The sequence below is a fragment of the Acidithiobacillus sp. genome, from assembly GCF_049965315.1.
In the GTDB taxonomy this organism is placed as follows: Bacteria; Pseudomonadota; Gammaproteobacteria; order Acidithiobacillales; family Acidithiobacillaceae; genus Acidithiobacillus_B.
The window spans coordinates 1-25,671 of record NZ_JBMFWL010000028.1 but is presented as its reverse complement, the minus strand read 5'-3'; the positions used below and the strand labels follow the sequence as shown (position 1 = coordinate 25,671).

The 25,671-nt window shown below is 63.9% G+C and carries 26 protein-coding genes and 1 tRNA gene; 19 read left to right on the top strand and 8 right to left on the bottom strand.

Going from position 1 to position 25,671, the window contains the following annotated elements; genetic code table 11:
* Nucleotides 1–338: 338 nt before the first annotated feature.
* Both ACP5MM_RS07705 and ACP5MM_RS07700 read right to left on the bottom strand, forming a co-directional pair.
* A complete protein-coding gene (locus tag ACP5MM_RS07705) occupies nt 339–572 on the bottom strand; it encodes a helix-turn-helix transcriptional regulator (protein ID WP_427934352.1) in 234 nt (77 codons plus the stop codon).
* Nucleotides 573–1,031: 459 nt separating this feature from the next.
* Nucleotides 1,032–1,373, bottom strand: a complete 342-nt coding sequence (locus tag ACP5MM_RS07700) for a hypothetical protein (protein WP_427933330.1) — start codon at nt 1,371–1,373, stop codon at nt 1,032–1,034.
* A 126-nt stretch (nt 1,374–1,499) separates the two neighbouring features.
* Here ACP5MM_RS07700 and ACP5MM_RS07695 point away from each other — a divergent pair, with 126 nt between their 5' ends.
* Genes ACP5MM_RS07695 through ACP5MM_RS07675 form a run of 5 tightly spaced genes read left to right on the top strand, consistent with a single transcriptional unit; the run spans nt 1,500 to nt 6,604 of the window.
* Nucleotides 1,500–3,362 (top strand): ATP-dependent DNA helicase, encoded by a 1,863-nt coding sequence (locus tag ACP5MM_RS07695; RefSeq protein ID WP_427933328.1) that lies wholly within the window; start codon nt 1,500–1,502, stop codon nt 3,360–3,362.
* Between the two features lie 2 nt (nt 3,363–3,364).
* Entirely contained in the window at nt 3,365–4,039 is a 675-nt protein-coding gene (gene tsaB, locus ACP5MM_RS07690) for a tRNA (adenosine(37)-N6)-threonylcarbamoyltransferase complex dimerization subunit type 1 TsaB (RefSeq protein WP_427934353.1), read from the top strand.
* Nucleotides 4,036–4,512 carry a ribosomal protein S18-alanine N-acetyltransferase gene (gene rimI, locus ACP5MM_RS07685; protein WP_427933326.1) on the top strand — a complete coding sequence of 159 codons (477 nt, stop codon included), beginning with the start codon at nt 4,036–4,038 and terminating at the stop codon, nt 4,510–4,512. Before tsaB ends, rimI begins: the two co-directional genes overlap by 4 nt.
* A gap of 12 nt (nt 4,513–4,524) precedes the next feature.
* A complete protein-coding gene (locus tag ACP5MM_RS07680) occupies nt 4,525–6,144 on the top strand; it encodes a peptide chain release factor 3 (RefSeq protein WP_427933324.1) in 1,620 nt (539 codons plus the stop codon).
* A gap of 7 nt (nt 6,145–6,151) precedes the next feature.
* Nucleotides 6,152–6,604 (top strand): tetratricopeptide repeat protein, encoded by a 453-nt coding sequence (locus ACP5MM_RS07675; protein WP_427933322.1) that lies wholly within the window; start codon nt 6,152–6,154, stop codon nt 6,602–6,604.
* Here the strand turns inward: ACP5MM_RS07675 and ACP5MM_RS07670 are convergent.
* From ACP5MM_RS07670 to ACP5MM_RS07650, 5 genes are all read right to left on the bottom strand, one after another.
* Nucleotides 6,555–7,637 (bottom strand): NADH-dependent flavin oxidoreductase, encoded by a 1,083-nt coding sequence (locus ACP5MM_RS07670; RefSeq protein WP_427933320.1) that lies wholly within the window; start codon nt 7,635–7,637, stop codon nt 6,555–6,557. The two genes, ACP5MM_RS07675 and ACP5MM_RS07670, sit on opposite strands and share 50 nt — an antisense overlap.
* A gap of 197 nt (nt 7,638–7,834) precedes the next feature.
* Nucleotides 7,835–9,343 carry a YifB family Mg chelatase-like AAA ATPase gene (locus tag ACP5MM_RS07665; protein ID WP_427934351.1) on the bottom strand — a complete coding sequence of 503 codons (1,509 nt, stop codon included), beginning with the start codon at nt 9,341–9,343 and terminating at the stop codon, nt 7,835–7,837.
* 3 nt (nt 9,344–9,346) lie between these two features.
* Nucleotides 9,347–9,610, bottom strand: coding sequence for an accessory factor UbiK family protein (locus ACP5MM_RS07660; protein WP_427933433.1), 264 nt, complete (start codon nt 9,608–9,610; stop codon nt 9,347–9,349).
* Nucleotides 9,611–9,622: 12 nt separating this feature from the next.
* Nucleotides 9,623–10,813: an FAD-dependent monooxygenase gene (locus tag ACP5MM_RS07655; protein ID WP_427933435.1), complete on the bottom strand. Its 1,191-nt coding sequence runs from the start codon at nt 10,811–10,813 to the stop codon at nt 9,623–9,625.
* Complete coding sequence (locus tag ACP5MM_RS07650; protein ID WP_427934350.1) at nt 10,806–12,032, bottom strand: FAD-dependent monooxygenase; 1,227 nt, start codon at nt 12,030–12,032, stop codon at nt 10,806–10,808. Before ACP5MM_RS07650 ends, ACP5MM_RS07655 begins: the two co-directional genes overlap by 8 nt.
* Nucleotides 12,033–12,269: 237 nt before the next feature.
* Between ACP5MM_RS07650 and ACP5MM_RS07645 the strand changes: the two genes are divergently transcribed.
* From ACP5MM_RS07645 to ubiD, 6 genes are all read left to right on the top strand, one after another.
* Nucleotides 12,270–13,568 carry an ammonium transporter gene (locus ACP5MM_RS07645; RefSeq protein WP_427934349.1) on the top strand — a complete coding sequence of 433 codons (1,299 nt, stop codon included), beginning with the start codon at nt 12,270–12,272 and terminating at the stop codon, nt 13,566–13,568.
* Between the two features lie 69 nt (nt 13,569–13,637).
* A complete protein-coding gene (locus ACP5MM_RS07640) occupies nt 13,638–14,429 on the top strand; it encodes a TatD family hydrolase (RefSeq protein ID WP_427930939.1) in 792 nt (263 codons plus the stop codon).
* Nucleotides 14,426–15,172 (top strand): tRNA threonylcarbamoyladenosine dehydratase, encoded by a 747-nt coding sequence (locus ACP5MM_RS07635; RefSeq protein WP_427930940.1) that lies wholly within the window; start codon nt 14,426–14,428, stop codon nt 15,170–15,172. Before ACP5MM_RS07640 ends, ACP5MM_RS07635 begins: the two co-directional genes overlap by 4 nt.
* A 51-nt stretch (nt 15,173–15,223) precedes the next feature.
* Nucleotides 15,224–15,616, top strand: coding sequence for an SCP2 sterol-binding domain-containing protein (locus tag ACP5MM_RS07630; protein WP_123102070.1), 393 nt, complete (start codon nt 15,224–15,226; stop codon nt 15,614–15,616).
* Between the two features lie 14 nt (nt 15,617–15,630).
* Complete coding sequence (locus ACP5MM_RS07625) at nt 15,631–16,485, top strand: phosphate/phosphite/phosphonate ABC transporter substrate-binding protein (protein ID WP_427934348.1); 855 nt, start codon at nt 15,631–15,633, stop codon at nt 16,483–16,485.
* 23 nt (nt 16,486–16,508) lie between these two features.
* Complete coding sequence (gene ubiD, locus ACP5MM_RS07620) at nt 16,509–17,981, top strand: 4-hydroxy-3-polyprenylbenzoate decarboxylase (RefSeq protein WP_427934347.1); 1,473 nt, start codon at nt 16,509–16,511, stop codon at nt 17,979–17,981.
* A gap of 20 nt (nt 17,982–18,001) precedes the next feature.
* Here ubiD and ACP5MM_RS07615 read toward each other — a convergent pair.
* Nucleotides 18,002–18,075 (bottom strand) — tRNA-Gly (locus tag ACP5MM_RS07615).
* A 117-nt stretch (nt 18,076–18,192) separates the two neighbouring features.
* On the opposite strand from ACP5MM_RS07615, the gene ACP5MM_RS07610 reads away from it, so the two are divergent.
* The 8 genes from ACP5MM_RS07610 to ACP5MM_RS07575 all read left to right on the top strand — a co-directional run.
* On the top strand, nt 18,193–18,495 hold the full coding sequence (locus ACP5MM_RS07610; RefSeq protein WP_123102064.1) for an ArsR/SmtB family transcription factor: 303 nt from the start codon (nt 18,193–18,195) through the stop codon (nt 18,493–18,495).
* A 215-nt stretch (nt 18,496–18,710) separates the two neighbouring features.
* Nucleotides 18,711–20,141, top strand: a complete 1,431-nt coding sequence (locus tag ACP5MM_RS07605) for a TolC family protein (RefSeq protein ID WP_427934346.1) — start codon at nt 18,711–18,713, stop codon at nt 20,139–20,141.
* Nucleotides 20,138–21,220: an efflux RND transporter periplasmic adaptor subunit gene (locus ACP5MM_RS07600; RefSeq protein WP_427930944.1), complete on the top strand. Its 1,083-nt coding sequence runs from the start codon at nt 20,138–20,140 to the stop codon at nt 21,218–21,220. The genes ACP5MM_RS07605 and ACP5MM_RS07600 overlap by 4 nt, the downstream gene beginning before the upstream one ends.
* The gene (locus tag ACP5MM_RS07595; protein WP_427934345.1) at nt 21,213–24,491 is read left to right on the top strand and encodes an efflux RND transporter permease subunit; all 3,279 of its coding nucleotides are present in this window, start codon (nt 21,213–21,215) and stop codon (nt 24,489–24,491) included. Before ACP5MM_RS07600 ends, ACP5MM_RS07595 begins: the two co-directional genes overlap by 8 nt.
* Nucleotides 24,492–24,497: 6 nt before the next feature.
* Nucleotides 24,498–24,719: a YgaP family membrane protein gene (locus ACP5MM_RS07590; protein ID WP_427930946.1), complete on the top strand. Its 222-nt coding sequence runs from the start codon at nt 24,498–24,500 to the stop codon at nt 24,717–24,719.
* 8 nt (nt 24,720–24,727) lie between these two features.
* Entirely contained in the window at nt 24,728–25,150 is a 423-nt protein-coding gene (locus ACP5MM_RS07585; protein WP_123102054.1) for a rhodanese-like domain-containing protein, read from the top strand.
* Nucleotide 25,151: 1 nt separating this feature from the next.
* Nucleotides 25,152–25,421 carry a glutaredoxin 3 gene (gene grxC, locus ACP5MM_RS07580; protein WP_427930947.1) on the top strand — a complete coding sequence of 90 codons (270 nt, stop codon included), beginning with the start codon at nt 25,152–25,154 and terminating at the stop codon, nt 25,419–25,421.
* A gap of 43 nt (nt 25,422–25,464) precedes the next feature.
* A partial coding sequence (locus ACP5MM_RS07575; RefSeq protein ID WP_427934344.1) for a thioredoxin domain-containing protein occupies nt 25,465–25,671 on the top strand: 207 nt, incomplete at its 3' end.

Genomic DNA, 25,671 nt, shown 5'->3' with positions numbered 1-25,671 from the left:
GGTCTCTACCTTGGCTCCACGCATCGTTCGAACCTCTCCAGCCTCGTTCTGCCCATTATACCACCGACTTTTTCAGCGTCCTCCTAGGGAGGCCTGGCCCCGCGGTTCCGCGCTGGACGCGCGTCACTTCGCGGGCCCTTTTGACCGGCGCCCCCCCAGCCTCTGCCCGCTCCGTGCTGGACGCACTCCGCGTTCCGAGGGGTTTCGCAGGTCGCCTGCGCCGACCGCTACACCCCACGGCCACCGCTGCGCGTTGTGGCAGTGGCTCCCGCTGCGCTTGGTGGCCCTCTGCGTGTAGGGTGGCCCCGTTTCCGCGTGCATCGATATATACTCGGCAGTTATAGTTGGCCCCGCTTGGGCCGGGTTGCAGAAGGCTGGACATCGATGCAGAAGCGATGGCTTTCCCACCGGGTCAGCGCCGCTTCGTGCCAGTAGCAACGCCTTCCGATGTGGACGGGCGCTGGAAGTTCTCCGTGAGCCACCCAGCTTTCAATGGTACGGCTTGTGACGCCATAGCGCTCCGCTATCTTTTCTTTCGTAAAAATGGGCCCGACCGTGGGTTCCTTTGACATGACAGTGTGTTCCTTCCTGGTGGGACGAGCACCTGTATAGCAACCGAGATCCTCAGTCTGGGGAGGACGACCTACGGATAGGGCGTTACGGTGTGACCAGGGTGAGTCTCAGCATCCATTTCCCCCAAGATTTGCGAGCAGGGCTTTTCAGCAAAGGGATTTTGTGCCAAATTAGTGCCACAGAGCTGTGTTTTTGCTTCGCGTTGCTTCGGGTTGTTTCGTTTTAATGTATTGATTTAATAGTTATATTTTTTCTGGACCTTGTAGGTAAACGCCGTCGGTTTGCATTCACACGGCAGGGGTCGCAGGTTCAAACCCTGCACCGCCCACCAACGACACAGGGCCCGGCAGATGCTTTGTCGGGCCCTTATTTGCATTGCGCGCGCCGGGGCCGGAAGATCTAAGGGCGGTAGCGTGCCGGCCGTCTGCCGGGAGGGCCCGTTGCACCGACAGGGAAGGTTAGGCATCCTGCCCGGCAGGCGCGCCGCTGTGATCCAATCGGGCCAGGAGGCGCAGGCCGCCGAGGATACCAAGGATGCGCTGACGGGTGTCTTGCTCGCCGTCGCCGCGCGGCCAGCATTTGCAGCGAGTGTGGGGGGCGAGGGGGAGGGCGGGCGGGTGGCTGCAGTCCAGGGCAATGAGCAAGTCAGGCCAAGGGTCGGCGGCGCCGTTGCCCACGCCAACCAGGGCGTCGGCCTCTACCCATTCCCCGCCCAGGCGGCAGGCAAGCTCCGCGGCTCGCCATGCCTTCTCGCCCTCCTCGGCGTGCCAGAAGCGAATGCGCGCCCGTCTTTTATACATATCCCCTGCATCCCGATATTGTATGCTAAAAATAACACATAGGCGCAGAAGCGAGAATGGCTCATGGTGAAAAGCCGGGCGGAAGCTGGGGAGGATTGGAGCGCGCTTCTGGGGCCGGAGGGGCCGTTGGCGGGTCGTTTGCCGCGTTTCCGCCCGCGTGCGCAGCAGGTGGCCATGGCGGAGGCGGTGGCCCGAGTCCTGGTCGAGGGGGGGACGGCGCTCATCGAAGCGGGCACCGGAACGGGCAAGACCTTCGCCTATCTCCTGCCTGCCTTTCTCTCGGGTCGCAAGGTGCTGATCTCCACGGGAAGCAAGGCCCTGCAGGACCAGATTCTGGAAAAGGATGTGCCGCTGCTCCTGCAGGTCCTGGGCCGTCCATTGCGCGTCACCCGGCTCAAGGGGCGCAGCAATTATCTGTGCCGTCACCGCATGCGGCGTTTTGCGGCCGAGGGGGTGGCGGCGGCGGATCTGGCCCGGCAGTTGGAGGTGGTGGCGTGCTGGGCGGGGCAGACGCGGGAAGGGGATATTGGCGAACTGGCGGCACTGGCCGAGGATGCCCAGGTCTGGCCCCTGGTGACCTCCACCAAGGATAACTGCCTGGGCAGCGATTGCCCGGATTATGCGCAATGTCATGTCATGGAGGCGCGGCGGCGGGCGCAGGAGGCCGATATCCTGGTGGTGAATCACCATCTCCTCTTCTCCGATCTCGCCCTGAAGGCGGAGGGGATGGGCGACCTCCTGCCGCGGGTGGAGGCCATGATCATTGATGAGGCCCATCAGGTGGCGGATCTCGCCAGCCGTTTTTTTGGCCAGCACCTGAGCAGCCATCAGCTCCTGGAATGGGCGCGGGACAGCATGGCCGAAGGGCTGCTGGAGGCCCCCGATGACGGCGAAATCGGCACTCGTGCCGAGGCCCTGCTGACGGCTGTGGAGGCATGGCGGACGTTGTGGACGGGGATGGCGGAGCGCGGCGAATGGCGATCGCCGGGCCAGGATGCCGCGGGTTTGGCCTATGCGGCCCTGCTCGCGGCCGCCGGCGCGCTGGCCGCCCCATTGGCGGCGGCGGCCTGTCGCGGCAAGGGTCTGGAGCAGTGCGCGCGCCGTGCCGGGGAACTGCTGGAGGCGCTGGCCTTTTTTGCCGGCGCCAACGCCATGGGTACGGTGTTCTGGTATGAGCGGCGCGGTCGCGGCCTGAGCCTGCACGCCACCCCGCTGGAGATCGCCGAGCCCTTCCGCCGTTACCTTTTGGATCGGGTGGAGCGGCTGGTGCTGACCAGCGCCACCTTGAGTGTGGACGGCGGTTTTGCCCACCTGGAACGCGCCCTTGGCCTGGAGGGGGCGCAGAGCCTGGCGCTGGCATCGCCCTTTGATTATGCCGGTCAGTCGCTGCTTTATCTGCCTCCTCGTCTCCCCGATCCCGGTAGCCCGGGTTTCACCGTTGCCTGCCTGGAGGCTGCCCTGCCGGTGCTCCGGGCCGCGGGGGGGAGGGCTTTTTTCCTCTTCACCAGCCATCGTGCCCTGCAGGAGGCGGCCGCCTGGCTGCCCGGCCGTCTGGACTATCCCATCCTTGTCCAGGGCAGCATGGCGCGACCGCGCCTGCTGGAGGCCTTTCGCCGCATGGGCAATGCGGTCTTGCTGGGGGCGGCGAGTTTCTGGGAGGGGGTGGACGTGCAGGGCGATGCCTTGTCCTGTGTTATCATTGACAAACTTCCCTTTACCAGCCCGGCGGATCCCTTGTTTCGCGCACGTTCCGAGCAGTGCCAGTCCAGCGGCGGCGATGCCTTTCGCGAGGTGCAGATTCCCCAGGCCGTCATTGCCCTGCGCCAGGGGGCGGGCCGCCTGATTCGCTCCGAGGCCGATCGCGGTGTGCTCATGCTCTGCGATCCCCGTCTGCAGTCGCGGTCCTACGGACGTATCTTTCTCCACAGCCTGCCACCCATGCGCAAGGTCCACGCCCTGGCTGAGGTGGAGGCCTTTCTGAGGGCTTGACCATGCCGCGCCTGCTGGCGATCGAAACGGCAACGGAGGCGTGCTCCGTAGCCATTGGTGACGAAGGCGGGATCATCGAGGAATTCGCCGTGGCGGCCAACGCCCACAGCACTCTGCTTCTGCCTATGCTGGAAAAGGTGCTGGCGACGAGCGGATGGTCCCTGGCGCAACTGGACGGCATCGCCTGCGGCGTCGGGCCGGGGGGCTTTACCGGAGTGCGCATGGGCGTCAGCACGGTGCAGGGGTTGGCGATGGCGGCGGGCCTGCCGGTCTTTCCGGTGTCCAGCCTGCGCGCCTTGGCCATGGGGGCACCCCAGGCGCAGGTCCTGGCGGCATTGGACGCGCGCCGGGGCGAGGTCTATGGAGCGCCTTTCTTGCGTGCTGCAGGGGCTTTGCCGGAGCGTTTGGGGGCGGAGCGGGTCTGCGCCCCGGAGCTGATCTCCTGGCCGGGAGAAGGGCAGTGCTGGGGGGTGGGTAGCGGCTGGCAGGCCTATCACGCGATTTGGGAGGCAGCCCTCGGGGAGCGCTTGCTGGGCTGGGGTGGCGCGGTCTTTCCCCATGCCGCCGATGTGCTGCGGCTGGCTTTACCAGCCGCCCTGGACGGCGCGGGCTTGGATGCGGTCCTCCTGGAGCCCCACTATATCCGCCCTTCCCAGCCCGAGGAGCAACGGCCATGAAGGTGCGGCCAATGCTGGCAGAGGACCTCGACGCCGTAGCGGAGATGGAGGCGAATATTTCGCCGGGGCCGTGGACGCGCGGGATCTTCCGCGACTGTCTGCAGGCCGGTTACGAGGCCTGGGTGCTGGAAGGGCCGGATGCGATGCTGGCGGGCTTTGGCGTTCTTTCCGTGGGTGCGGCCGAGGCGCATATCCTCAATCTGGGCATAGCGCCCCCCTATCGCCGTCGAGGTCATGGCCGCCAGATGCTGGCGCATCTCCTGCACCGCGCCGTCCAATTGGGGGCCCAGCGCGCCTTTCTGGAGGTGCGGGTATCCAATGCCGGGGCGCAGAACCTCTATCGTGCCCTGGGCTTTCATGAAATCGGCGTGCGCTTGAACTATTATCGCAATGTGGAAGGGCGGGAAGACGCGCTGGTCTTGTCGTTGCTTCTGTCCCATTCCCAAACGGATCGAATATCCCATGCCCAGTAAGGTTGAAACGATATGGAAGTGAATCTGGTATCCACCGATACCGAGAACATTCGCGACGAGATGTTGCGGCGCCGGACTTTTGCCATCATCTCCCATCCCGACGCGGGCAAGACCACCCTGACGGAAAAACTCCTGCTCTTCGGTGGCGCCATTCAGTTGGCGGGCACGGTGAAGGCGCGCAAGAGCGCCCGCCATGCCACCAGCGACTGGATGGCCATCGAGAAGGCGCGCGGCATCTCCGTGGCGAGTTCGGTGATGCAGTTCGTGTATGGGGAGCACGTCATCAACCTCCTCGATACCCCAGGTCACCAGGATTTTTCCGAGGACACCTACCGGGTGCTGACGGCGGTGGACTCGGCGCTGATGGTCATTGACAGCGGCAATGGCGTCGAAGCCCAGACCATCAAGCTGCTGGAAGTCTGCCGTCTGCGCGATACGCCCATCATTACCTTCATGAACAAGTTCGACCGCGAATCCCGCGACCCCATGGAGCTATTGGATGAGGTGGAGTCGGTGCTGGGTATCCAGTGTGCGCCCATCACCTGGCCCATCGGCATGGGCAAGCGTTTTCGCGGTGTTTACCATCTGTTGCGGGATGAAGTGCTGGTCTTTGTACCGGGGCAGGAGAGCCGGGAGCAGGAGTTCGAGCGGATCCAGGGGATCGACCATCCGGAACTCCTGCGTCGCTTCCCCGATGAGATGGCGGAGCTGGCCGAACAGGTGGAACTGGTGCGCGGCGCTTCCCATCCCTTTGATCTGCAGGCGTTTCTGGCGGGTCAGCAGACGCCGGTCTTTTTCGGTTCGGCCATCAACAACTTCGGCGTGCGGGAACTGCTGGCGGCCCTCATCGACTGGGCACCGCCGCCCCGGCCACGGGAAGCCAGCGGGCGGATGGTGGAGCCGGTGGAAAACGCATTCAGCGGTTTCGTATTCAAGATTCAGGCCAACATGGATCCGCAACACCGTGATAGGGTGGCCTTTTTACGGGTCTGCTCCGGGCATTTCACCCGCGGGATGCGTATCCGCCACCTGCGTCTGGGACGCGATATCCAGGTGCACAATCCCATTACCTTTCTTGCCCAGGAGCGCGAGCTGGTGGAAGAGGCCTATGCCGGCGACATCATCGGGTTGCACAACCATGGCAGCATCCAGATTGGCGACAGCTTCAGCCAGGGCGAGGCCCTGCAGTTCACCGGCATTCCCTACTTTGCGCCCGAACTCTTCCGCCGTGTGCGCCTGAAAAATCCCCTCAAAGCCAAGCAGTTGCAGAAAGGTCTTCAGCAACTGGCGGAAGAGGGTGCCACCCAGGTCTTTCGTCGGTTGCAGGGGGGGGATCCGATTCTCGGCGCCGTGGGCAGCCTGCAGTTTGATGTGGTGGCCGAACGCCTGCGCGGCGAATATGCCGTGGAGGCCGTCTTCGAGCCGGTGACGGTGCAGACCGCGCGCTGGATCGAGGCGGAAGACGACAAGACCTTGGCCGACTTTACCCGCAAGCACGAGGAGCAGTTGGCCGAGGACGCCGGCGGGCGGCTGGCCTATCTGGCCCCTTCGCGGGTGAATCTGGACCTGACCATGGAGCGCTGGCCGAAGGTGCGCTTCCATGCTACCAGGGAGCATGCGACGAGGGGGTAAGGGTATTATGCGCACGCGCTGGTTGCTGCTTGTGCCGCTGCTCGCGTTGCCCGGATGGGCGGGAGCGACGGGCCTGGAAGCCCTGCGCAATGCCGCGGAGCAAAGCCCCCAGGCCCTGGCGCGTCTGCGCAACCTGGCGGAGCAGGGCAACGCCCGTGCCGAACTCTACCTGGGCACCCTCTATGCTCCGCCCATCGTCAAAAAGGAGCGAACGGTGGGCAAGGATGCCGCCATCGCCCTGGCCTGGTACCGCCGCGCCGCCCAAGGCGGCTGCGCGCGCGCCGACTTTGACCTGGGTCTGGCCTATGAGGAGGGGATGGGCGTTCCCAGGAGCCCCGCCATGGCCCGGCATTACTTTGGGCGCATGGCCGCCCTCGCCCGCCGGGAGGCCGTGGCGGGGTCTTCCGGGGTTAGGGGAGGGGGGTTTCCGTATACGCGATATTGGCCGCATCCGAACTGAAGGCCGGCATTTCCTTGCCGGCCCGCAGATCCGCTACCCAGTGCGGGTTGAGGAGCAGCGACTTACCGGACAGCACGATATCCGCATCCGCCAGGGCGGCCTCGGCACTGGCACGATCATGAATCTGTCCGCAGATCAGCAAGGGCTTGCGCGTCCTCTCGCGGGTGAGCTGCGCCATGTTGCGGCCGCTGCCGAAGGCCTCGTCGGAGAATCGATAGGTCGATACGGAAATGGCGTCGATGGGCAGGGCATCCAGATAGCCGATGACTTCCTGCCATTCCCGGGCATCGGCAAAGAGGGAGACCTGCATATCCACCACGCCCCAGTTGGAGATGCGGAAGAACAGCAACTTGTCGGCGGGAATCTGCGGCCGCACGGCCTCGATCACCTCCCGGGCAAAGCGAAAGCGATTTTCGCTTGAACCACCGTAAGCATCCGTGCGCCGGTTGGAATAGGCGGAAAGGAAGGCGTTGATCAGATAGCCGTGGGCGCCGTGGATCTCGATGCCGTCGAAGCCCGCCGCCATGCCGCCCTTGACCGTCTCCACAAAGCCGTTGATCACGTGGGCGATGTCGAATTCGCTCATGGCATCGGGCAGCGGGTAGGGCCGGCCGGTGAGGGGGTTGGGCTGCGCCGGGTTGATGGCACTGGGGGCGATGCAGCGACCAGCCGGGTTGACCTCATTCCAGGCCACCCGCCCGCAATGAAAAATCTGCAGGATGGAAATGGCCCCGGCGGCGCGGATGCGGTCGGTAACGCCGCGCCAGGCATCGATCTGCCGCTGGGTGGTCACTCGCGCCTGGCCCGGATAGCCCTGGGCGCTCTCATAATCGCTGACGACGGCCTCGGTGGTGATCAGCGCCACGTCATTTTCGGCCCGCCGGACCAGGAATTCCAGCACATCCTCGCGGGGAATGCTGTCCTTTTTCGAGGACATGCGCGTCATGGGCGCCAGGCCGATACGATTGCGCAGGGTGAAGGCGCCGATGGGAAAGGGGGAAAAAAGGTCTGCAGATTTGGATGCTCGGGTCATGATGGTCCCCTGGAAAGGCCTCTTTTAAGATACCGCGTGGTCGGTATCCTAGGAAAAGGATAGCAGGCTTCTTTTCGGACTGTCAAAGGGCATGCGCCTTAAGCCTGAAACACCGCATTTGGCGGATCCGGGACGATGGTCATGTCGGCTGGGCAAAGCCCCGCGCCGTTTTCGCGCCGGACCGCATGACGCGCTACTCAGGCGGAAAGGTTTTGCGCCAGGCGGCGGTACTGGATGGCTTCGCCGATATGGACGGCCTGGAGATCGGCGCTGTTTTCCAGATCGGCAATGCTGCGGGCCACGCGCAGGATGCGGTGGTAACCCCGTGCGGACAGGCGCAGGCGCTCCATGGCGCGGTTGAGCAATTGCCGGCCGGCATCATCCGGGACGCAGACGCGGTCCAGGGCGTCGCCCTGCAACTGGGCGTTGCGGCACTGCTGGCGTTGCCACTGGCGCTCCGTGGCGGCCACCACGCGCAGGCGCAGGACCTCCGAACCTTCACCCTGGGGCGCGGCCTGCAGGTCCTGAATGGGGAGGGCAGGCACTTCCATCTGGATATCGATGCGGTCCAGCAGCGGCCCCGAGAGCCGCCCGCGGTATTGGGCGACCTGCGCCGGCGTGCAGCGGCAGGCCTGCAAGGGGTTGCCCAGGTGGCCGCAGGGACAAGGATTCATGGCGGCGACGAGCTGGAAGCGGGCGGGAAAGGTGGCGCGCCGCGTGGCTCGGGCAATATGGATCTCGCCGCTCTCCAGGGGCTCGCGCAGGACCTCCAGCACCGGCCGGGGGAATTCCGTCAGCTCATCGAGAAAGAGCACGCCGCCATGGGCCAGGCTGATCTCGCCGGGTCGCGGGTTGGAGCCGCCGCCCACGAGGGCCGCGGCCGAGGCGCTATGGTGGGGGGAGCGGAAGGGGCGCTGTCCCCAGCGCCGCACGTCAAAGCCGGCGCCGTGCAGGCTATGGATGGCGGCCACTTCCAGGGCCTCCTCGCGGCGCAAGGGCGGCAAAAGCCCGGGCAGGCGCGCGGCGAGCATGCTCTTGCCCGTGCCCGGCGGGCCGGAAAGGAGCAGGTGATGGCCGCCCACGGCTGCTATCAGCAAGGCCCGCTTCGCGCCTTCCTGGCCGCGCACATCGCGCAAATCGGGATACGCGGAACGGGTGGCCGGATCGGCATTCGCCAGGGTTGGAGGCAGTGGGCATTGGCCGCGCAAATGGGCCGTAGCCATGGTCAGGGAGCTTACCGAAAAAACCGCCGCGCAATCCGCCAATGCGGCTTCCTGGGCATTGTCCGCAGGCACGAGGATACTGCGCCCCGCCTTGCCCGCCGCCAGGGTGCTGGCCAGCACCCCTGTCACTGGCCGCAGCGCGCCGTCCAGGGCGAGCTCGCCCAGCACTTCGACATCCGCCAAGGCGCTTGCCGGAATCTGCCCGCTGGCGGCGAGGATCCCCAGGGCGATGGGCAGATCAAAGCAACCCCCAGCCTTGGGCAGATCGGCGGGGGCGAGATTGATCACCACGCGCCGGGCGGGGAATTCAAAGCCGCTATTCTGAATGGCCGAACGCACCCGATCGCGAGACTCCTTGACCGCTGTCTCCGCCAGCCCGACTACGGCAAAGGTCGGCAGGCCCGGTCCCAGATCGCATTCCACCGTCACCTCGGCCGCCTGTACGCCGGTCACCGCCCGGCTATGCACTACGGCGAGGGTCAAGCGTCAATCCTCGCCGGGCTCGTCCGTAACGCCCCTCTCGACTTCCAGGGTGGTCAGGCGGCTTTCCAGCGCGGCGACGCGGGCGGCCAGGCGGCTCACCAGATCCTGTTGCACGTCAAATTCGTCGCGGGTGACGATATCCAGGCGATCCAGGGTATTGGCCACGATGGCGCGCACCTGCTTGTCCACGTCTTCCTTGACGGTACCCAGACGGGCAATGGTGTCACCAATGGCGGCGGCAATGTCATCGGCTATCTTGTGTTGCATCGCTTGACTCCTTTAAAGGCCCATGGCCTGGCGGATGAGAAAACGTTTGAGGGGAAAGAGGAGGCCCGTAGCGAACATGCCGGCGTCACGGAGGGTGGCAAGGCCGCGATGATTATTGGAAAAGAGATGGCTCAAGCCACCGCAGGCCAGGACGGTGGCGAGATTGTCCGGCCGCCGTTGCGCCTGGAAAGAGCGCAACGGCGCCGCCTCTCCCCAGTCCTCATGGCGGGTGATGGCGGTACCGATGAGCATTGCCAGGGCCTCCGCATCCCGTAGCCCGAGGTTGACGCCCAATCCGGCGAGGGGGTGGACGCCATGGGCGCTATCGCCCAGCAGCACCGCGCGCCGGCCGATGTAACGGCTGCTGTGCAAACCCGACAAGGGAAAGGCGGCCCGCGGCCCGATCTGGTAAAAACGGCCCAGTTGCGGCCCGAAGGCCTCATTCAATGCCGCCAGAAAAGCGCCGTCATCCATGGCCATGAGGCGCCTCGCCAAAGGGCGCTTGGCGCTCCATACCAGGGAGGCCCGCGGCCGACCATCCTGGTCATTGTGGAAGGGCAGGACAGCCAAGGGGCCGCTGTCCAAGAAACGCTGGTAGGCGATGTGACGATGGGGCTTCTCCATCCATACCGTGGCGGTGATCCCGTCCTGGCCATAGTCTTCGCGGAAAAGGGGAGCGTTGGCCACCTGTTTGCGCAGGGGCGACTGCCGGCCCTCGGCAACGGCCAGCAAGGTGGCGGAAAAGCTGCCCCCGTGATTGCTCCGCAGGGCGATCTTCCCCTGGCATGGCACTGTTTCCACCAGTTCTTCGGCATAGTGCAGCACGGTTTCGCCGAGCGCGCCGAGCGCCCCATGGAGCGCCTGTTCCAGGCGCCGGTTTTCGCAAATGTGCCCCAGCAAGGTTTCCCCGCCATCCTCGGCATCGAGATGAATGCTGCCAAATCCCTGCCCATCCCAGACGCGCATCCGCGCCACCGGCGTACCCAGGGCGCCCACATCGATGCCGATGCCGGCGAGGAAGCGGCCCGAGCCCAAGGAAACGAGGCTGGCCCGTTCGCAGGGATCGGCGGCGCGGCACGCTTCCCGCGAGCGCCGTTCAAAAAGCCGTACCCGCAAGCCCATCCGGCCCACGGCCAAGGCCAGGCTCGCCCCCACCATGCCGCCCCCGGATACCACCAGATCGTTGCGCAAGGGGTCAGACATGGCGAGGCTCCGTGATGAGGTCAGGGATGGTGCTGGCCGCCGGCAGCTCAATGCCTGCCAGGCGCGCCGCCAGGTCCCGTTTGATGGCCGGCAGGCGTTCCAGCGCCGCCAGGGCCGCCGCCCGGACGAGGCGCAGGGGCAGGAGGCGGGTGCCAAAAAGGCGATTCATGGTCTCGGTAAAGGCAATGGTCTCCAGACGGTCGCGGCGACGGATGCGGGCATAGTCGGTGAGCAGGCCGGCATTGCCCATATCCTCGGCGCCGGCGGCGGCCCGCCGCAGCAATGCGGCGAGGGTGACGACGTCGCGTAAGCCCAGATTATAGCCCTGTCCCGCCAGGGGATGGATGGTCTGCGCCGCATTGCCCACCAAGGCCATGCGCTGTTGGGGCTGGGCCCAGAGGCGCTGGAAAAAGAGCGGGTAGACGCTGCGCGGACCGCTGCCGACGAGGGGCGGGAGGCCGCTGGGGCGTTGCCGGTTCAGGGCCTCGAGAAATGGGCCTTCCGGGAGGGCCAGGATGCGGCTGGCATCCTCGGGGCGCAGGCTCCAGACGATGGAAAACTGGCCGTCGCCAATGGGCAGGAAGGCCAGGGGACCGCTGTCGAGAAAGTGTTCATAGGCGATGCCGCAGATCTTTTCCCGGGGGGTGACAGTGCTGACGATGGCGTGACGATTGTGGTCCCAGCCCAAGCGCTGCAAATGGGCCAGATTCTGCAGATGGCCATGCCCACCGTCGGCCACCACCACCAGTTCGGCCTCCACCCGCAGTTCCGGCCATTTCAGGGTCACCCGGTCAGGGTGCCATTGGAGGTCCTGCACCGGTCCGGCCGGCATCTGCACCAAATTGGGGCAACAGCCCAGGGCCGTCTCCAGCGCCCCTTCCAGATGGTCCAGACCCGCCACCTCCCCCAGGATGCCTTCGGGGCTACCGAGCAATTGGGCCTCCAGCCTGACCCGGCTCGAAGCCCCTTGCTGGGTGATCTGTACGGTGCGGATGGCCGCCGAACCCTGCAACGGCAGGGGTACCTGCAGATCCTGCAGCAGGCGGCGGGTGCCCAAGGCCAGGGCGACGGTGCGATCCGGTTGGGGAGGGCGCGCCTGTTGCCGGGGAAAAGTATCCAGCATCATCATGTCGATGGGGGTGTCCGCCAAGGCGAGGGCAAGGCTCCTGGCGATGGGGCCATTGCCCAGAATGGCGATTTGTACCGCGTGGGTTCGCATCTCCCGCACCTCCGCAAAACAGGTATCAGCTCATTAGAACGAAAGCCAATGGTATGGGCAAGAGGTGCAAGCCCGTCCGCTACGCACCATCTTGGTGCATAAGATCGCCTCAACATCGGAATATTTGTTTTAATCGATGGTAAAACAATGAGATAAATGATAGGCATGAGCTTTGCTTATGTTCACTGGCCATTTTTACCGATTATTCGAGGATCCAATCATGCACGGGAGGGAGCAATGAAAATATCTCATTGGACGGGGCTGCTGGGGGCGATGGTCTGCTTGGCCAGCCCTTTGGCGCAGGCGGATACCGCACCGGCGTTCAACTCGGGAGATACGGCCTGGATGCTGACATCCACGGCGCTGGTGCTGCTGATGACCATTCCCGGACTGGCGCTGTTTTATGCCGGTATGGTACGCAAGAAGAACGTCCTGGCAACGGCCGCCCAGAGTTTCGCCGTTACCTGCGTGATTTCGGTGGTGTGGATGTTCGCCGGCTATTCGTTGGCGTTCACCTCCGGCAGCGGTTTTATTGGCGGGCTGAGCCGCTTCTTTTTGCAGGGCATGGGGCTGGATGCCGTCAACGGCCTCGCTCCGACCATCCCCGAGTCGGTCTATATGACCTTTCAAATGACCTTTGCCATCATCACGCCCGCCCTCATCGTCGGCGCCTTTGCCGAACGGATGAAATTTTCCGCCCTGCTGTGGTTCACCGCCCTGTGGTCGTTGCTGGTCTATGCGCCCATCGCCCACATGGTCTGGGGCCCTGGCGGCTGGCTGGGCGGTGACGGCGTGCTGGACTACGCCGGAGGCACCGTGGTGCATATCAATGCGGGCGTGGCCGGTCTGGTGGCAGCCCTGGTCATGGGCAAGCGCATCGGCTTTCGCCATGATGCCATGCATCCCAACAACCTCATCTACACCCTCATTGGCGCGGCGCTCCTCTGGGTGGGCTGGTTCGGCTTCAATGCGGGTTCGGCGGTGGCGGCCAGCGATCGCGCCGGAATGGCCATGGCCGTTACCCAGATCGCTACGGCGGTGGCGGCCCTGGGCTGGATGTTTGCCGAATGGATCGTGCGCGGCAAACCCACCCTGCTGGGCATGACCTCCGGTGCGGTGGCCGGCCTCGTCGCCATCACCCCCGCCTCGGGCTTCGTGGACCCCATGGGTGCCCTGTGGATTGGTCTGGCGGCCGGAGTAATCTGCTTCTGGTCGGCGGTCTATCTGAAAAACTGGCTGGGTTACGATGATTCCCTCGATGCCTTTGGAGTCCATGCCATTGGGGGCATCGTGGGGGCGCTGTTGACCGGCATCTTTGCGGTCAAGGCCATTGGTGGCACGGCTGGCGTTCTGGAAGGCAACCTGGGACAATTGTTGATTCAGGCCAAGGGGGTTGGGGTGACCATCCTGTATGATGGCATCGTGAGCTTCGTCATCCTCAAGGTAATCGACTGGACGCTGGGCTTGCGGGTCAGCGAAGAGCAGGAGCGCGAAGGTCTGGACGTCACCCAGCATGGCGAACAGGTTTACGAGTAGCCGCTTCGACGCAACTCTAAGGGCGCAGCGGGGTGGCAATGCCACCCCGCTTCTTTTTATGATGGACGAATGGAAGCGCCCTTGCTGAAGCTCTTCGATAGCCATTGCCACCTCGATGACGCGGCCTTCGCCGCGGATCGCAGCGAGGTATTGCAACGGGCGCATCAGGCAGGCGTTCTGCAGATGGTCATACCCGCCTATAGCGCCCCTTACTGGGCACGACTGCAATCCCTTTGCGCCAGCGGCCCCAATCTCCATCCCGCCTATGGCATTCATCCGGGCTTTGTCACGGAAGATGCGGACCGGGATTTGCGGCGGCTGGAGGCCTACCTCCCCGAAGCCGTCGCCATCGGCGAGATCGGTCTGGATCACTGGCCAGGGGCACCGGACCTTGCCCTTCAGCAGCGCTTTTTAACGCAGCAACTCGCCATGGCGCAGGCGGCGGGCCTGCCGGTGATTCTCCATGCCCGCCATGCCGTCGAGGACGTCCTGCTTACCCTGCGGCGTTTCCCCGGCGTGCGCGGGGTGGTGCATAGTTTTGCCGGGAGCGACGTCCAGGCCCGGCAGCTCATCGGCCTGGGCTTCCTCCTGGGTTTTGGCGGTGCCGTCACCTACCCGCGGGCGCGGCGCCTGCGCGCCTTGGTGAGCGGCTTGCCGGCAACGGCCATCCTCCTGGAGACGGATGCCCCCTATCAGCCCTTGTGGGGCCATCCAGGCGAGCGGAACGAACCTGCCTTGCTGGCCGAAATACTCAACACCGTGGCCGGGTTGCGCGGGGAAAGCGCCCGGGACCTCGCCGCCATCACCACCGCCAATGCCCGTACCCTCTTTTCCATTTCCGCACAGGAGCAGCCAGCATGACCCATCCCTTTGCCCGCACCGAGATCCTTCTCGGTGCCCAGGGCGTACGAAGCCTCGCCGATCGCCATGTGCTCATCGCCGGTGTTGGCGGGGTGGGGGGCTACGTCGCCGAAAACCTCGCCCGGGCGGGTATCGGCCGTTTGACCCTGGTGGACCACGATGTGGTGGGCATCTCCAACATCAACCGCCAGTTGGTCGCCCTGCACTCCACCCTCGGCCGCCCCAAAGTGGAGGTCATGGCCGAACGCATCCGCGATATCCATCCCCAATGCCGGGTGGTTACCCGCCAGGCCTTCATCGATGCCGATGGTGCGGGGGCATTGCTGCAGGATCTCGGTGCCGAACTGGTGGCCGACTGCATAGACGCCATCGCCTGCAAGGCCGCCCTGATCGCCGCTGCCCAGCGGCTCGGCATCCCGGTGCTCTCCAGTATGGGCGCGGGCAACCGTCTGGATCCGCGCCGGGTGCGGGTGGCCCGCCTCAACCAGACGGAGATTTGCCCCCTGGCCCGGGAGTTGCGCGCCCTGCTGCGGAAAATGGGGGCGTCCCTCAGTTTCCTGACGGTTTTTTCCGACGAGGCGCCCGCGCCCGCCTTGCCCCCGCCGGCGGCCGATGGCCGTCCCGGCCGCGCCAAAACCATCAACGGCACCATCTCCTTCATGCCCGCCCTCTTCGGCGTCCTCCTGGCTGGCCTGGTGATCCGTCAATTGCTGGAAAATGGCGAAAATCCGAGTATCGTCTAAAATGATAAAAATCAATTTCCAGACCCGCCAAAGGGCGAAGAGGGGCAGGGCATGACCGTTAAATTCATGAGCACGGAATGGATTCGTCTGGTGGGCAAGCAATGGGACACCCATCCCGAGATCCAGAAAGACCTCCGCAACTTCAATGCCACCTGGGAATATTACATCGAGGATCGTCCCGACATTCCCCATGTGATGCTTTTTTGCAAGGCCGGCAAGGTGATCTTTGCCGGCCCCTCCGATGGCCGGCGGCGCGATTTCATCATGTGGACGAGCATGGAGAACTGGAAAAAAATCCTTTCCGGCGAGATCTCCGGCAAGGCGGCCCTGATGACCCGCCGTCTCAAGTTCAAGGGTTCCATGATGACGGCCATGAAATACATGACTCCTTTCAATATCCACCTCAACATCCTCGGGGAGATTCCCGTCGATTTCGACATCTGAAGGCGGCCGCGGCGATGCTTCCCAGGGACATGCTCCAGTTCACGGTAGACCCCAACTATTCCGGCAAGAACCTTCCGGGGTGGTTCCTCATGAACACCTATCTGCAACGGCATCTGGGGGAGATCATGCACTTCCAGCCCTGCGAGGGTTTTGACAGTTGCCGGCAGGCAGTCCTTTCCGGGGCCTTCGATCTGGTCTACGCCAACCCTTTCGACTGGGTCCAGTATGTGCAAAAACTGGGTTTTCAGCCCGTGGCCAAGCCCAGCGACCATTTTGATGAGGTCTACCTCTGCACCCTGGCCGGAGGAGACATCCACGGCTATGCCGATCTCCCCCCGCGCATCCGCATCGCTTCGGCCCATGAGGGCACCCTGATCCACATGATTGGGCTTTTTCTCATGGACAAGGCGGAGATTGACCGCGCCCGTCTGGATTTTGTCTATACCGGCAGCTATCAGGGCGTCCTGAAGGCCCTCCTGCAAGGCAATGCCGATGTGGGCTTTCTCTTCGACGAGGTGTACACCGGGGCCAGCGGCCTCATCCGCGGGCGCCTGCGGATTCTCGACCAGTCCGACGACGCCTTCGCCTTCCACGCCTTTTGCATAGGCCCCCGCCTGGCGCCCAAGATGGAACTGCTGCAGGGCGTTCTATTGGGCATGAATGGCGAGCCGCGCGGACAAGTCCTGTTGCAGGACCTGGGCTTTCCCGGTTTTGCGGCCGTCACCCCCGAAGAGGTGGAGTGCCTGACTACTTTGGCCGAGGAATACATCAGCGGCCACGAAGCCATTGACCTGCGCTCCACCTCCAGCCTGAGCATCGACGACAGCGCCTTTGTCGTGGCCCGCGAGGACCCCACTGCGACAAGCTGAAGGCTTTGGGTTAGAATCTTTCCATGAGCTATCGTGACCTGCGCACCTTTATCGCCGACCTGGAACAACGGCAACTGCTTCGCCGCCTGGCAGAGCCGGTTTCTCCCCATCTGGAGATGACGGAGATCTGTGATCGCAGCCTGCGTGCCGGTGGGCCTGCCATCCTTTTCGAACAGCCCGTCGGTTATGACGTTCCGGTACTCGGCAATCTCTTCGGCAGCACGGAGCGGGTCGCCCTGGGTATGGGCCGGGAATCCTTGGCGGACTTGCGCGAGGTGGGGCGCCTCCTGGCCTATCTGAAGGAGCCGGAGCCGCCGCGGGGGTTGCGCGACCTCTGGGAGAAGCTGCCCACCCTGCGCAAGGTCCTCTACATGGCCCCCACCATCCTGCGCCGCCCCCCCTGTCAGGAGGTGGTTCTGCGCGGTGACGAGGTGGATCTTGCCTGGCTTCCGGTGCAGACCTGCTGGCCTGAAGATGCCGGCCCGCTCATGACCTGGGGGCTGACCATCACCAAGGGGCCGCATAAGAAGCGTGCCAACATGGGCATTTATCGCCAACAGGTGATCGGTTCCCGGCGCGTCATCATGCGCTGGCTGGCCCACCGCGGCGGTGCCCAGGATCTGCGCGAGTTCCAGAAGGCGCATCCCGGCGAGCCCTTTCCCGTGGCTGTGGCCTATGGCGCCGATCCCGCCACCATTCTTGCCGCCGTCATTCCCATCCCCGACACCCTTTCGGAGCATCAGTTTGCCGGACTCCTGCGCGGTGGACGCACCGAGCTGGCCGACGCCCTGACGGTTCCGTTGCAGGTCCCGGCCCAGGCGGAAATCGTCCTGGAGGGACATATCTACCCCGACGACATGGCCGCCGAAGGGCCTTTTGGCGACCATACCGGATATTACAACGAAGTGGAGCGTTTCCCCGTCTTCACCATCGAGTGCATCACCCATCGCGAACACCCCATCTATCACAGCACCTATACGGGCCGCCCCCCCGATGAGCCGGCCATCCTCGGCGCCGCCCTCAACGAGGTCTTCGTGCCCTTGCTGCAGAAGCAGTTTCCCGAGATCGTGGATTTTTACCTGCCTCCCGAAGGTTGTTCCTATCGGATGGCCATCGTCAGCATCCGTAAAGGGTATCCCGGCCACGCCAAGCGGGTCATGTTCGGGATCTGGGGTTTTTTGCGGCAATTCATGTACACCAAGTTCATCATCGTGGTGGATGATGACATCGACATCCGCCGCTGGGAGGACGTGGTCTGGGCCATGACCACGCGCATGGACCCGGTGCGGGACATCACCCCCATCGAGGGCACCCCCATCGATTACCTGGATTTCGCCTCGCCCGTATCCGGTTTGGGGGGTAAGCTGGGCATGGACGCCACGAACAAGCTCCCCGGCGAGACCAGCCGCGCATGGGGACACCCGATCCGCATGGACGCGGCGGTGCGAAAGCGCATGGACGCACTCTTGGCAGATCTGGATAAGCCGTTGTTTTGATGGAAGTAATCGGGAAATAATGGAGCGGGTGATGGGAATCGAACCCACGCCATGAGCTTGGGAAGCTCAGGTTCTACCATTGAACTACACCCGCATAAGTAAAATACTATCGGCAGAGACCGAAAAAAGCAAGGCGCATAAAGGCTGGCAAAGGCGTAGTCTTTATGTAACATGTCGTTTCATAAATCAAATACCACTCAGAGGCACTTCCATGGATCAATTACCCAGCCGCGAAGAGGACATCGAGCAGGCATCCCGTTCCCTCAAGGCCATGGCCCACCCGCTGCGGCTCAAAGTGCTCTGCGTCTTGGGTTCCGATGAGCTGAGCGTGCAAGACATCGTAGCAGCGGTGGGCACCACCCAGAGCAACATTTCCCAGCATCTGGCCATCTTGCGGGAGAAGGACATCCTCCGCGCGCGCAAGGATGCCAACAAGGTCTACTACCGTGTGGGCGATCCCCGCACCTTGCGGCTCATCTCCATGATGAGCGATGTCTTCTGCTCGGTCCGCTGAAAGGATGTCTGCACCGGGCGACCGGCGGGTGCCAAGGTCTGGGGGTGGCGCGGAGCGCTCGGGCGGGGGGCTTGACTGCGCAGCGGTTCATGGCTTGAAAGCTATAATTTGGTATATTACCATATACTAATAGCTTATGGCCCGACTGATCATGCCTCCGGGGGAGCAGTGGGGGTGCTTGTTTGTCGAATCGTTGAGATAAGAAAGGAACAGTCATGTCCGCTCGGTCCTGGAAGCAGATTCAGCTCGTCGTCGCTGCCACGCTCTCTTTCTCCGGCCTTGGGGCGATGGTGCCGGCGCGGGCCGTGGATTTTACCCAATGCGTTGATCTTGCCCTCAAGCAGAATCCGCAAATCCTTGGTGCGCGGGCACAAGTGGCCGAGGCCCGGGGTGGCATCCGCGAGGCGCGCGGCCATCTTCTACCCAAACTTTCGGCATCCTTTACCGCCAGCGAGTCCAACAACGCCCTGACGGTATTCGGGATGAAGCTGTCGCAACGGCAGGCCACCTTCAATGATTTTGGAGCTGGACAGTTTACTGGCCCCGGCACCCTGGGAGTGGCGCCCAACAATCTCAATCATCCCGGCACTTATAACAACTACGGGACGCAGTTCAAGCTGGATGTCCCCATCTGGAATGGGGGGGCCATCTGGGGTCGGCTCGATCAGGCTCGGGCGATGCTCAAGGCCGCTCAGAGCGGTGACGAAATGGCCAAACAGCAGCTTATTTTTGCCTTGCTGCAGGCCTATGAAGGGGTGCGCGCCGCTGACGCGGCCATCATGGTGGGAGAAAAGGCGAAAGCGGCGGCGGAGTCCACCGTCAAAACCACCCGATCCCTCCTGCAGCGCGGCGTGGTGGTGAAAAGCGACCTGCTCTCGGCGCAGGTCCACCTGGAAGAGACGGAACTGGCCCTGCAACATGCCCGGGACGCCAAGGCCAACGCCTTGGAGGGCCTTGCCATTCTCATCGGTTGGCCCGCCGATAAGCCATTGACGGTGGATGCCCCGGTGCGGCCGGCGGCACCAGGCGCCGATCTGCCCACCTTGCAGGCCCAGGCCCTTGCCAATAACGCCGGCATTCAGGCCTTGCAGCATCAGGTCAAGGCCGCTCAGGCGGGGATCACGGTGGCGCGGGCGGCCTATCTCCCCCATGTCAATGCCATGGCCATCCAGGAATGGAACGGCAGCACCCTGGGCAACGCCGTGCCCTCCTATACCCTTGCCGGGGTGGTTTCCTGGGATGTCCTGGATTTCGCCCGCGGCGGCGGCATGGACCAGGCGGACGCGAAACGCCAGCAGGCCCTCGCCGCCTTGCAGGAGGCCCAGGACCATTTGCGCCTGGAGGTGGCCCAGGACTGGCGTAGCGCCCGGGAAGCGGCGCGGCGGGTGCAGGTGCGCAAACTCGCTGCGCAGCAGATGGAGGAGGCGCAGCGCCTGATTCGCCTGCGCTACGAAAACGGCGTGGAAACCATCACCGGCCTGCTGCGCGGGCAGGCGCAACTGGACCAGGTGCGTGCCGAGTTGGTGGAGGCGCATTATCAGGAGGCCGTGGCGCGCGGCGCCCTCCTGTTGGCGCTGGGCAAGCTGAACACACAACATATCGTCGCAGCGGGGCAGTCTCCCGTAGTCAAAGGAGTGGCAGAATGAGGCTACGCAAACACTGGTTCCTGGGGCTTGCCTTGGGGTTTTCCACCCTCGCCCTCAGCGCCTGCGGGAAAAATCCGCCGCAGGCACCGGCTACCCAGGTGAGCGTATCCGCTCCCGTGGTAAAGGTGACAGCGCAAGCGCTGCAGGCCTACGCCGAAGTCCCGGCGAGCGTCGTAGCCGATCAGCAGGTGCAGTTGTCATCGCGCCTGATGGGCTACATCCGCAACCTCACGGTGCGTGAAGGCCAGGCTGTCCAGGCCGGGCAGGTGCTTTTCGAAGTGGATCCCACGGACGTGGTGGGACAGGTGCAGCAGGCGCAAGCGGGTCTGGCCGAAGCAGAGTCCGCCCTGGCCGATGCCCGCTCCAACTACGAACGCTTCAAAGCCCTCTATGCCCAGCAAGCCATCCCCGAAAAGCAGTGGGATGCGGTAAAATCCCAATACGCCATGGCCCAGGCGCGGGCCGCTGCCGCGCGGGCGGGCATCACCTCTGCCCAAGCCCAACTGCGCTACGCCCGGGTCACCGCTCCCTTTGCCGGGATCATCGCCCAAAAATTCCTGCAGAACGGAGACTTGGCCACGCCCGGGCATCCCATTCTCAGCATCGAGAATCCGGCGCATCTGCAGGTGCAATGCAGTGTCAGCGACGATCTCTTTACCCGCCTGCACGTTGGACAAAGCCTGGCCGTCCAAGGGGACGGCCAAGTGGTCCAGGCACGGGTGCTCGATCTCGTTGCCACGAGCGATCCCATGACCCACACCCACCTCGTCAAGCTGAGCCTGCCCGACAACAGCGGTCTGCAAAGCGGGTCTTTTGTCACCGTGGCCATTCCTACGGAGCGGCGTACCGGGATCGTCGTGCCCGCGTCCGCCCTCCAGGACCGGGCGGGCATCCCCGGCGTTTTTGTGGTGGATGCCCAGGGCCTTGCCCATTACCGGATGGTGCGGCCGGGGAAGCCGGTGGCCGGTGGGGTGGAGATCCTGTCCGGCCTGAGTTCCGGCGAGGCGGTGGTTGCCGGGAATCTGGCGGAGATCGACAATGGTTCCCGCATCAAGGCCGCCGGAGCGACCCATGGTTGAAACGGATCGCCGGCCGCCGCAGAACCTCGCCGGGCGCTTGGCGGCGGCCTTTTATCGTTCCAAGATTACCGTCCTGATCATGATCGCCATCGCGCTCTTCGGGGCCATGGCGGTGGCCGTGACGCCGCGCCTCTACAATCCGGAAATCGTGGTGCCCGCCGCCGAGATTTTTGTCATGCGGCCCGGTTCCAATAGCGAGGAAATCCACCACCTGGTGGTGCGTCCCCTGGAGGCCCTCATGGCCTCCCTGCCCGGTGTCCATCACACCTATGGCTATGCGGTGGATGACATGGGCATCGTCACGGTGCAGTTCCAGGTGGGGGCCAACGAGGAAAAGAGCCTGCTGGAGCTCTACAACCAGTTGAGCCGCAATCTGGACAAGATGCCGCCGGGCACGGAACAGCCCCTGGTCAAGTCCATCGGCATCAATGACGTACCCATCATGACCATCACCCTGAGCGCGGCGGACATGACGCCGCTGGCCTTGCGCCAGGTGGGCCTGCGCCTTATGGAGCAGCTCCAGAGCGTGCCCGATGTGGCCAACGCCGAAGTGATCGGCGGCAGCCCCCTGGCGGTGAATATCTGGCTGGATCCGGCCCGCCTTGCCAGTGTCGGACTCAGCCTGACCCAGGTAAAACAGGCCTTGCAGGCGGCCAATGTGGTCCTGCCCGGCGGCAATCTGGTCAACAACAACCAGCAGATCCCCCTGCGTATCGATGGGGCCTTTGCTTCCGCCCGCGGCGTCGGGGATTTGATCATCGGCAGTCACGACGGCCGCCCGATCTTCCTCAAGGATGTCGCGCAGGTGGAGGAGGGCCCGGCGGAAACGGACATGGCGACCACGACCACCGCCGGCCCTGCCAATGGCCTGGGCCTAAGCGCCGGCACCACCCTGCCTGCGGTGACGATTTCCCTGGCCAAGCGCTCGGGCGCCAACGCCGTGACCGTAGCCGATGCCATCAGCGCGAAGTTGCAGCGGCTGGAGTCCGAAGCCCTCCCCCAAGGGGTCCATGTCACCGTCACCCGCGATTACGGTCAGCGGGCCGATGATGCCGTCAACACCCTGATCGAGCACCTGGGCATCGCCATTGGGGTGGTGGCGGTCATCCTGCTCCTTTTCCTCGGTTGGCGGGAGGCCGGGATCGTCATCCTGACGGTGCCGCTGACCCTGGCCGTAGTGTTGGGTACCGGCTGGCTCACGGGTCAGACCATCAACCGCATCACCCTTTTTGCCCTCATCCTGTCCTTGGGCTTGCTGGTGGACGGGGCCATCGTGGTCATCGAGAACATCCACCGGCACATGGGGGAGTGCGAAGGGGGCAAGTTTGCCCAGTGCGTGATCACGGCCACCAACGAAATCGGCAATCCCACCAATATCGCGACCCTGGCCGTGATTCTTGCCTTCATTCCCATGGCCTTTGTGACGGGGATGATGGGTCCCTTCATGCTTCCCATTCCCATCTTCGTGCCCATTGCCATGATTGCCTCGGTGCTCCTGGCCTACACGGTAGTGCCATGGGGAGCCAATCGCTTCCTGCAGAAAAAGGCCGCCCGCCAGGCAGGGAACTCCGCAGCCCATGGCCATGGCCCCGATCCTTTGCAAAAAGGGTATCTCGCCATTTTCCGGCCGCTCTTGGAGTCGCCGGGCAGGCGCAACCTGTTTTTTGTGGTGGTGATATTGCTGCTGATCCTGGCGATGGCGATGCCTGCCTGGCAATTCTTCCGCCCCCAGGGCAGCAACGGGCCCTTGAGCGCCCTGGGCGTCAACGTCAAGATGTTGCCCGAAGGCAATGTCAGCGATTTTCTCATTCAGGTGGACACTCCTGCCGGAACGGCCCTGGATGAAACCGGGGAAGTGAGCGAGGCGGTGGGCAACGTCTTGAGCAAAAATCCTTACGTGAAAAACTTCCAGACCTACTTGGGGCGTTCGGCGCCGGTGGATTTTGCCGGCCTGGTGCGCGGCGACATGATGCGCCAGGGGAGCAATTATGCCCAGATCCAGGTCAACCTGGTGCCGCGGGATGAGCGTCCCATGTCCCATGCGGTGGCTGTCGCGGTGTATCAGGCCCTTGCCCCGGTGCGCCGGAGCTTCCCCCGGTCGGTCATCAAGATCTTCGAAGTACCGCCGGGGCCGCCGGTGCGGGCCCAGGTGGTGGCCGAACTCTATGGCCCAGATTATCAAAAACTGCGGGAACTGGCCGGCCCGGTCGAGGCGGATTTTCGCAAGGTCTACCGGATGACCAACGTCGATGACTCGGTCACGGCGACGGTGCCCGAATATGTCATCCATGTGGATCGGCAGAAGGCGCAACTGGCGGGCGTTGCCCCGGCCCAGGTGGCGGAGCTGGTCCATGATTATGTGGCTGGCGTCAAGCTCGGCGACCTGCGTTCCGTTTCGGCGCGGGAGCCCCTGGACATCATCCTGCGCATCCCGCGGGCCGATCGGGCCTGGCGGCAACAGATCCTTGACCTGCGGGTGCGCAGCCAAAGCGGCCAGGAAGTGCCGCTGGCGAGCATCGTGCAGATCCGCCATGCCACCCTGGACAAGCCCATTTATGATCGCGACCAGCATCCCGTGGTCTATGTGACCGGTGATTTGCTGGGTTCGAGCCCGGTTTATGCCGTCCTGACCCTCAACCATTGGCTCGACGGCAAGGCCCTGGACGGCGTTCATCTGAGCACGGCCAACCTCGGCTTCACCCCCGCCCAACCCGATGACATCACCCATTACCAGATCCTCTGGGGCGGCGACATGCGCCTGACCCTGGATGTCTTCCGCGATCTCGGGGCGGCCTTCATCGTCGCGCTGGTCTTCATTTACCTGATGCTGGTGGCCTATTACCAGTCGTTCATGATGCCCATCATCGTCATGGGCGCCATTCCCCTGACCCTGGTGGGTGTGTTTCCGGGACACTGGCTGCTCAACACCCCCTTCAACGCCACCTCCATGATCGGCGTCATCGCCCTGGCCGGCGTGGTGGTGCGCAACTCCCTGCTGCTGATCGATTTTATCATCGACTACCGGCGCCGGGGGTACCCTTTGGAGGAGGCCGTCCTGCAAGGCGGGGCGGTGCGTTTCCGACCGATCCTGCTGACGGCCCTGGCCATCATGTTCGGCTCCGCCATCATGGTCACCGATCCCGTATTCGGCGGCCTGGCCGTCTCCTTGATTTTCGGGACTTTCGCCTCCACTATGTTGACATTGATCGTGATCCCGTTGCTTTACTTCCTGTGGGAGCGACGTCTGGAACAGCAGCGGCAAGGAGTTTGAATCTTTATGAATAGCGAACGTTGGGTACGGGTGATTGCCGGCATTTTTGTCCTTTTGAGCGTGGTCCTGGGGGCGCCGGCCAGCCCGGTCTTTGTCAGTCAGTGGTTTCTGGCCGTCACGCTCTTTGTGGGTCTGAATCTCTTGCAGAGCGGCTTCACCTGTCTCTGTCCCCTGGAGCGCATCCTGATCGCCGCCGGCGTTCGCGATGCGCGGGTTTGCGGGCGGTGAGCGGCGTCATGGGCGAATTGCTGCAATTCCTGCAAGCGCAATGGATGCTGGTGCTTTCCGCCATCGTCGTGCTGGTGCTGCTCCTGCGCGGACCCTTGAGCCGCCGTATCGCCGGTATCGAGGAGGTGGATCCCAGCGCCGCCGTCCATCTCATCAATCACGAAGATGCGGTGATCATCGATGTGCGTGAACAGGAGGAATGGTCGCGCGGCCACCTGCCCAATGCCCGGCACATTCCTTTGGGGGATCTGTCCAAGTATGTGAAGGATCTGGAAAGGCACCGCGGTCATCACGTGATTTGCCAGTGCGCCAGCGGGATGCGCTCGGCGCGTGCCGCGGCCCTGTTGAAAAAGGCCGGATTCGACAAGATCTACAGCCTCAAGGGCGGTATCCACGCATGGCGGGGCGCCGGTTTGCCCGTGGAGAAATAGCATGTCCTCCGTGCCCGTGCTCATGTACTCTACGCCTAGCTGTCCCTATTGCCGCATGGCCGAGTCCCTGTTGCGCAGCAAGGGCGTGACGCCGGAACAGGTTCGGGTGGACCGCGATCCGCAGCAGCGCCAGGTCATGATGGCGCGCAGCCGCGGGCGGCATACGGTGCCGCAAATATTTATCGGGGAGCAGCATGTGGGTGGTTATGACGATCTCGCGGCCCTCGATAAAAAAGGCCTGCTGGACGGCCTGCTGCGGGGGGAAGGCTGAAGGGTCCAGAGAAAGGGCCTGAATTGGCGGCTTGGGAGGTGAGATGTCTACGATCATGGTAGTTTGTCCGGCCTGTGGGGCGGTGAACCGGTTGCCGGCGGCGCGCCTGAGTGAAAATCCCAAATGCGGCAAATGCCATGCGCCGCTGCTCCCCGATCATCCCGTCAACCTGAGCAGCGACCGCTTTGCGTCTTATATTGCCAGGAATGATCTGCCGGTGGTGGTGGATTTCTGGGCGCCCTGGTGCGGG

Bases quoted from the DNA above. Each gene is read 5' to 3' on its own strand.
- ACP5MM_RS07635 (WP_427930940.1), top strand. From the start codon at position 14,426: ATGACCCATCCCTTTGCCCGCACCGAGATCCTTCTCGGTGCCCAGGGC.
- tsaB (WP_427934353.1), top strand. From the start codon at position 3,365: ATGCCGCGCCTGCTGGCGATCGAAACGGCAACGGAGGCGTGCTCCGTA.
- ACP5MM_RS07680 (WP_427933324.1), top strand. From the start codon at position 4,525: ATGGAAGTGAATCTGGTATCCACCGATACCGAGAACATTCGCGACGAG.
- ACP5MM_RS07670 (WP_427933320.1), bottom strand. From the start codon at position 7,637: ATGACCCGAGCATCCAAATCTGCAGACCTTTTTTCCCCCTTTCCCATC.
- ACP5MM_RS07640 (WP_427930939.1), top strand. From the start codon at position 13,638: ATGGAAGCGCCCTTGCTGAAGCTCTTCGATAGCCATTGCCACCTCGAT.
- ACP5MM_RS07605 (WP_427934346.1), top strand. From the start codon at position 18,711: ATGTCCGCTCGGTCCTGGAAGCAGATTCAGCTCGTCGTCGCTGCCACG.
- ACP5MM_RS07595 (WP_427934345.1), top strand. From the start codon at position 21,213: ATGGTTGAAACGGATCGCCGGCCGCCGCAGAACCTCGCCGGGCGCTTG.
- grxC (WP_427930947.1), top strand. From the start codon at position 25,152: ATGTCCTCCGTGCCCGTGCTCATGTACTCTACGCCTAGCTGTCCCTAT.
- ACP5MM_RS07590 (WP_427930946.1), top strand. From the start codon at position 24,498: ATGAATAGCGAACGTTGGGTACGGGTGATTGCCGGCATTTTTGTCCTT.
- ACP5MM_RS07585 (WP_123102054.1), top strand. From the start codon at position 24,728: ATGGGCGAATTGCTGCAATTCCTGCAAGCGCAATGGATGCTGGTGCTT.
- rimI (WP_427933326.1), top strand. From the start codon at position 4,036: ATGAAGGTGCGGCCAATGCTGGCAGAGGACCTCGACGCCGTAGCGGAG.
- ACP5MM_RS07610 (WP_123102064.1), top strand. From the start codon at position 18,193: ATGGATCAATTACCCAGCCGCGAAGAGGACATCGAGCAGGCATCCCGT.
- ubiD (WP_427934347.1), top strand. From the start codon at position 16,509: ATGAGCTATCGTGACCTGCGCACCTTTATCGCCGACCTGGAACAACGG.
- ACP5MM_RS07650 (WP_427934350.1), bottom strand. From the start codon at position 12,032: ATGCGAACCCACGCGGTACAAATCGCCATTCTGGGCAATGGCCCCATC.
- ACP5MM_RS07700 (WP_427933330.1), bottom strand. From the start codon at position 1,373: ATGTATAAAAGACGGGCGCGCATTCGCTTCTGGCACGCCGAGGAGGGC.
- ACP5MM_RS07645 (WP_427934349.1), top strand. From the start codon at position 12,270: ATGAAAATATCTCATTGGACGGGGCTGCTGGGGGCGATGGTCTGCTTG.
- ACP5MM_RS07705 (WP_427934352.1), bottom strand. From the start codon at position 572: ATGTCAAAGGAACCCACGGTCGGGCCCATTTTTACGAAAGAAAAGATA.
- ACP5MM_RS07660 (WP_427933433.1), bottom strand. From the start codon at position 9,610: ATGCAACACAAGATAGCCGATGACATTGCCGCCGCCATTGGTGACACC.
- ACP5MM_RS07630 (WP_123102070.1), top strand. From the start codon at position 15,224: ATGACCGTTAAATTCATGAGCACGGAATGGATTCGTCTGGTGGGCAAG.
- ACP5MM_RS07655 (WP_427933435.1), bottom strand. From the start codon at position 10,813: ATGTCTGACCCCTTGCGCAACGATCTGGTGGTATCCGGGGGCGGCATG.
- ACP5MM_RS07625 (WP_427934348.1), top strand. From the start codon at position 15,631: ATGCTTCCCAGGGACATGCTCCAGTTCACGGTAGACCCCAACTATTCC.
- ACP5MM_RS07600 (WP_427930944.1), top strand. From the start codon at position 20,138: ATGAGGCTACGCAAACACTGGTTCCTGGGGCTTGCCTTGGGGTTTTCC.
- ACP5MM_RS07675 (WP_427933322.1), top strand. From the start codon at position 6,152: ATGCGCACGCGCTGGTTGCTGCTTGTGCCGCTGCTCGCGTTGCCCGGA.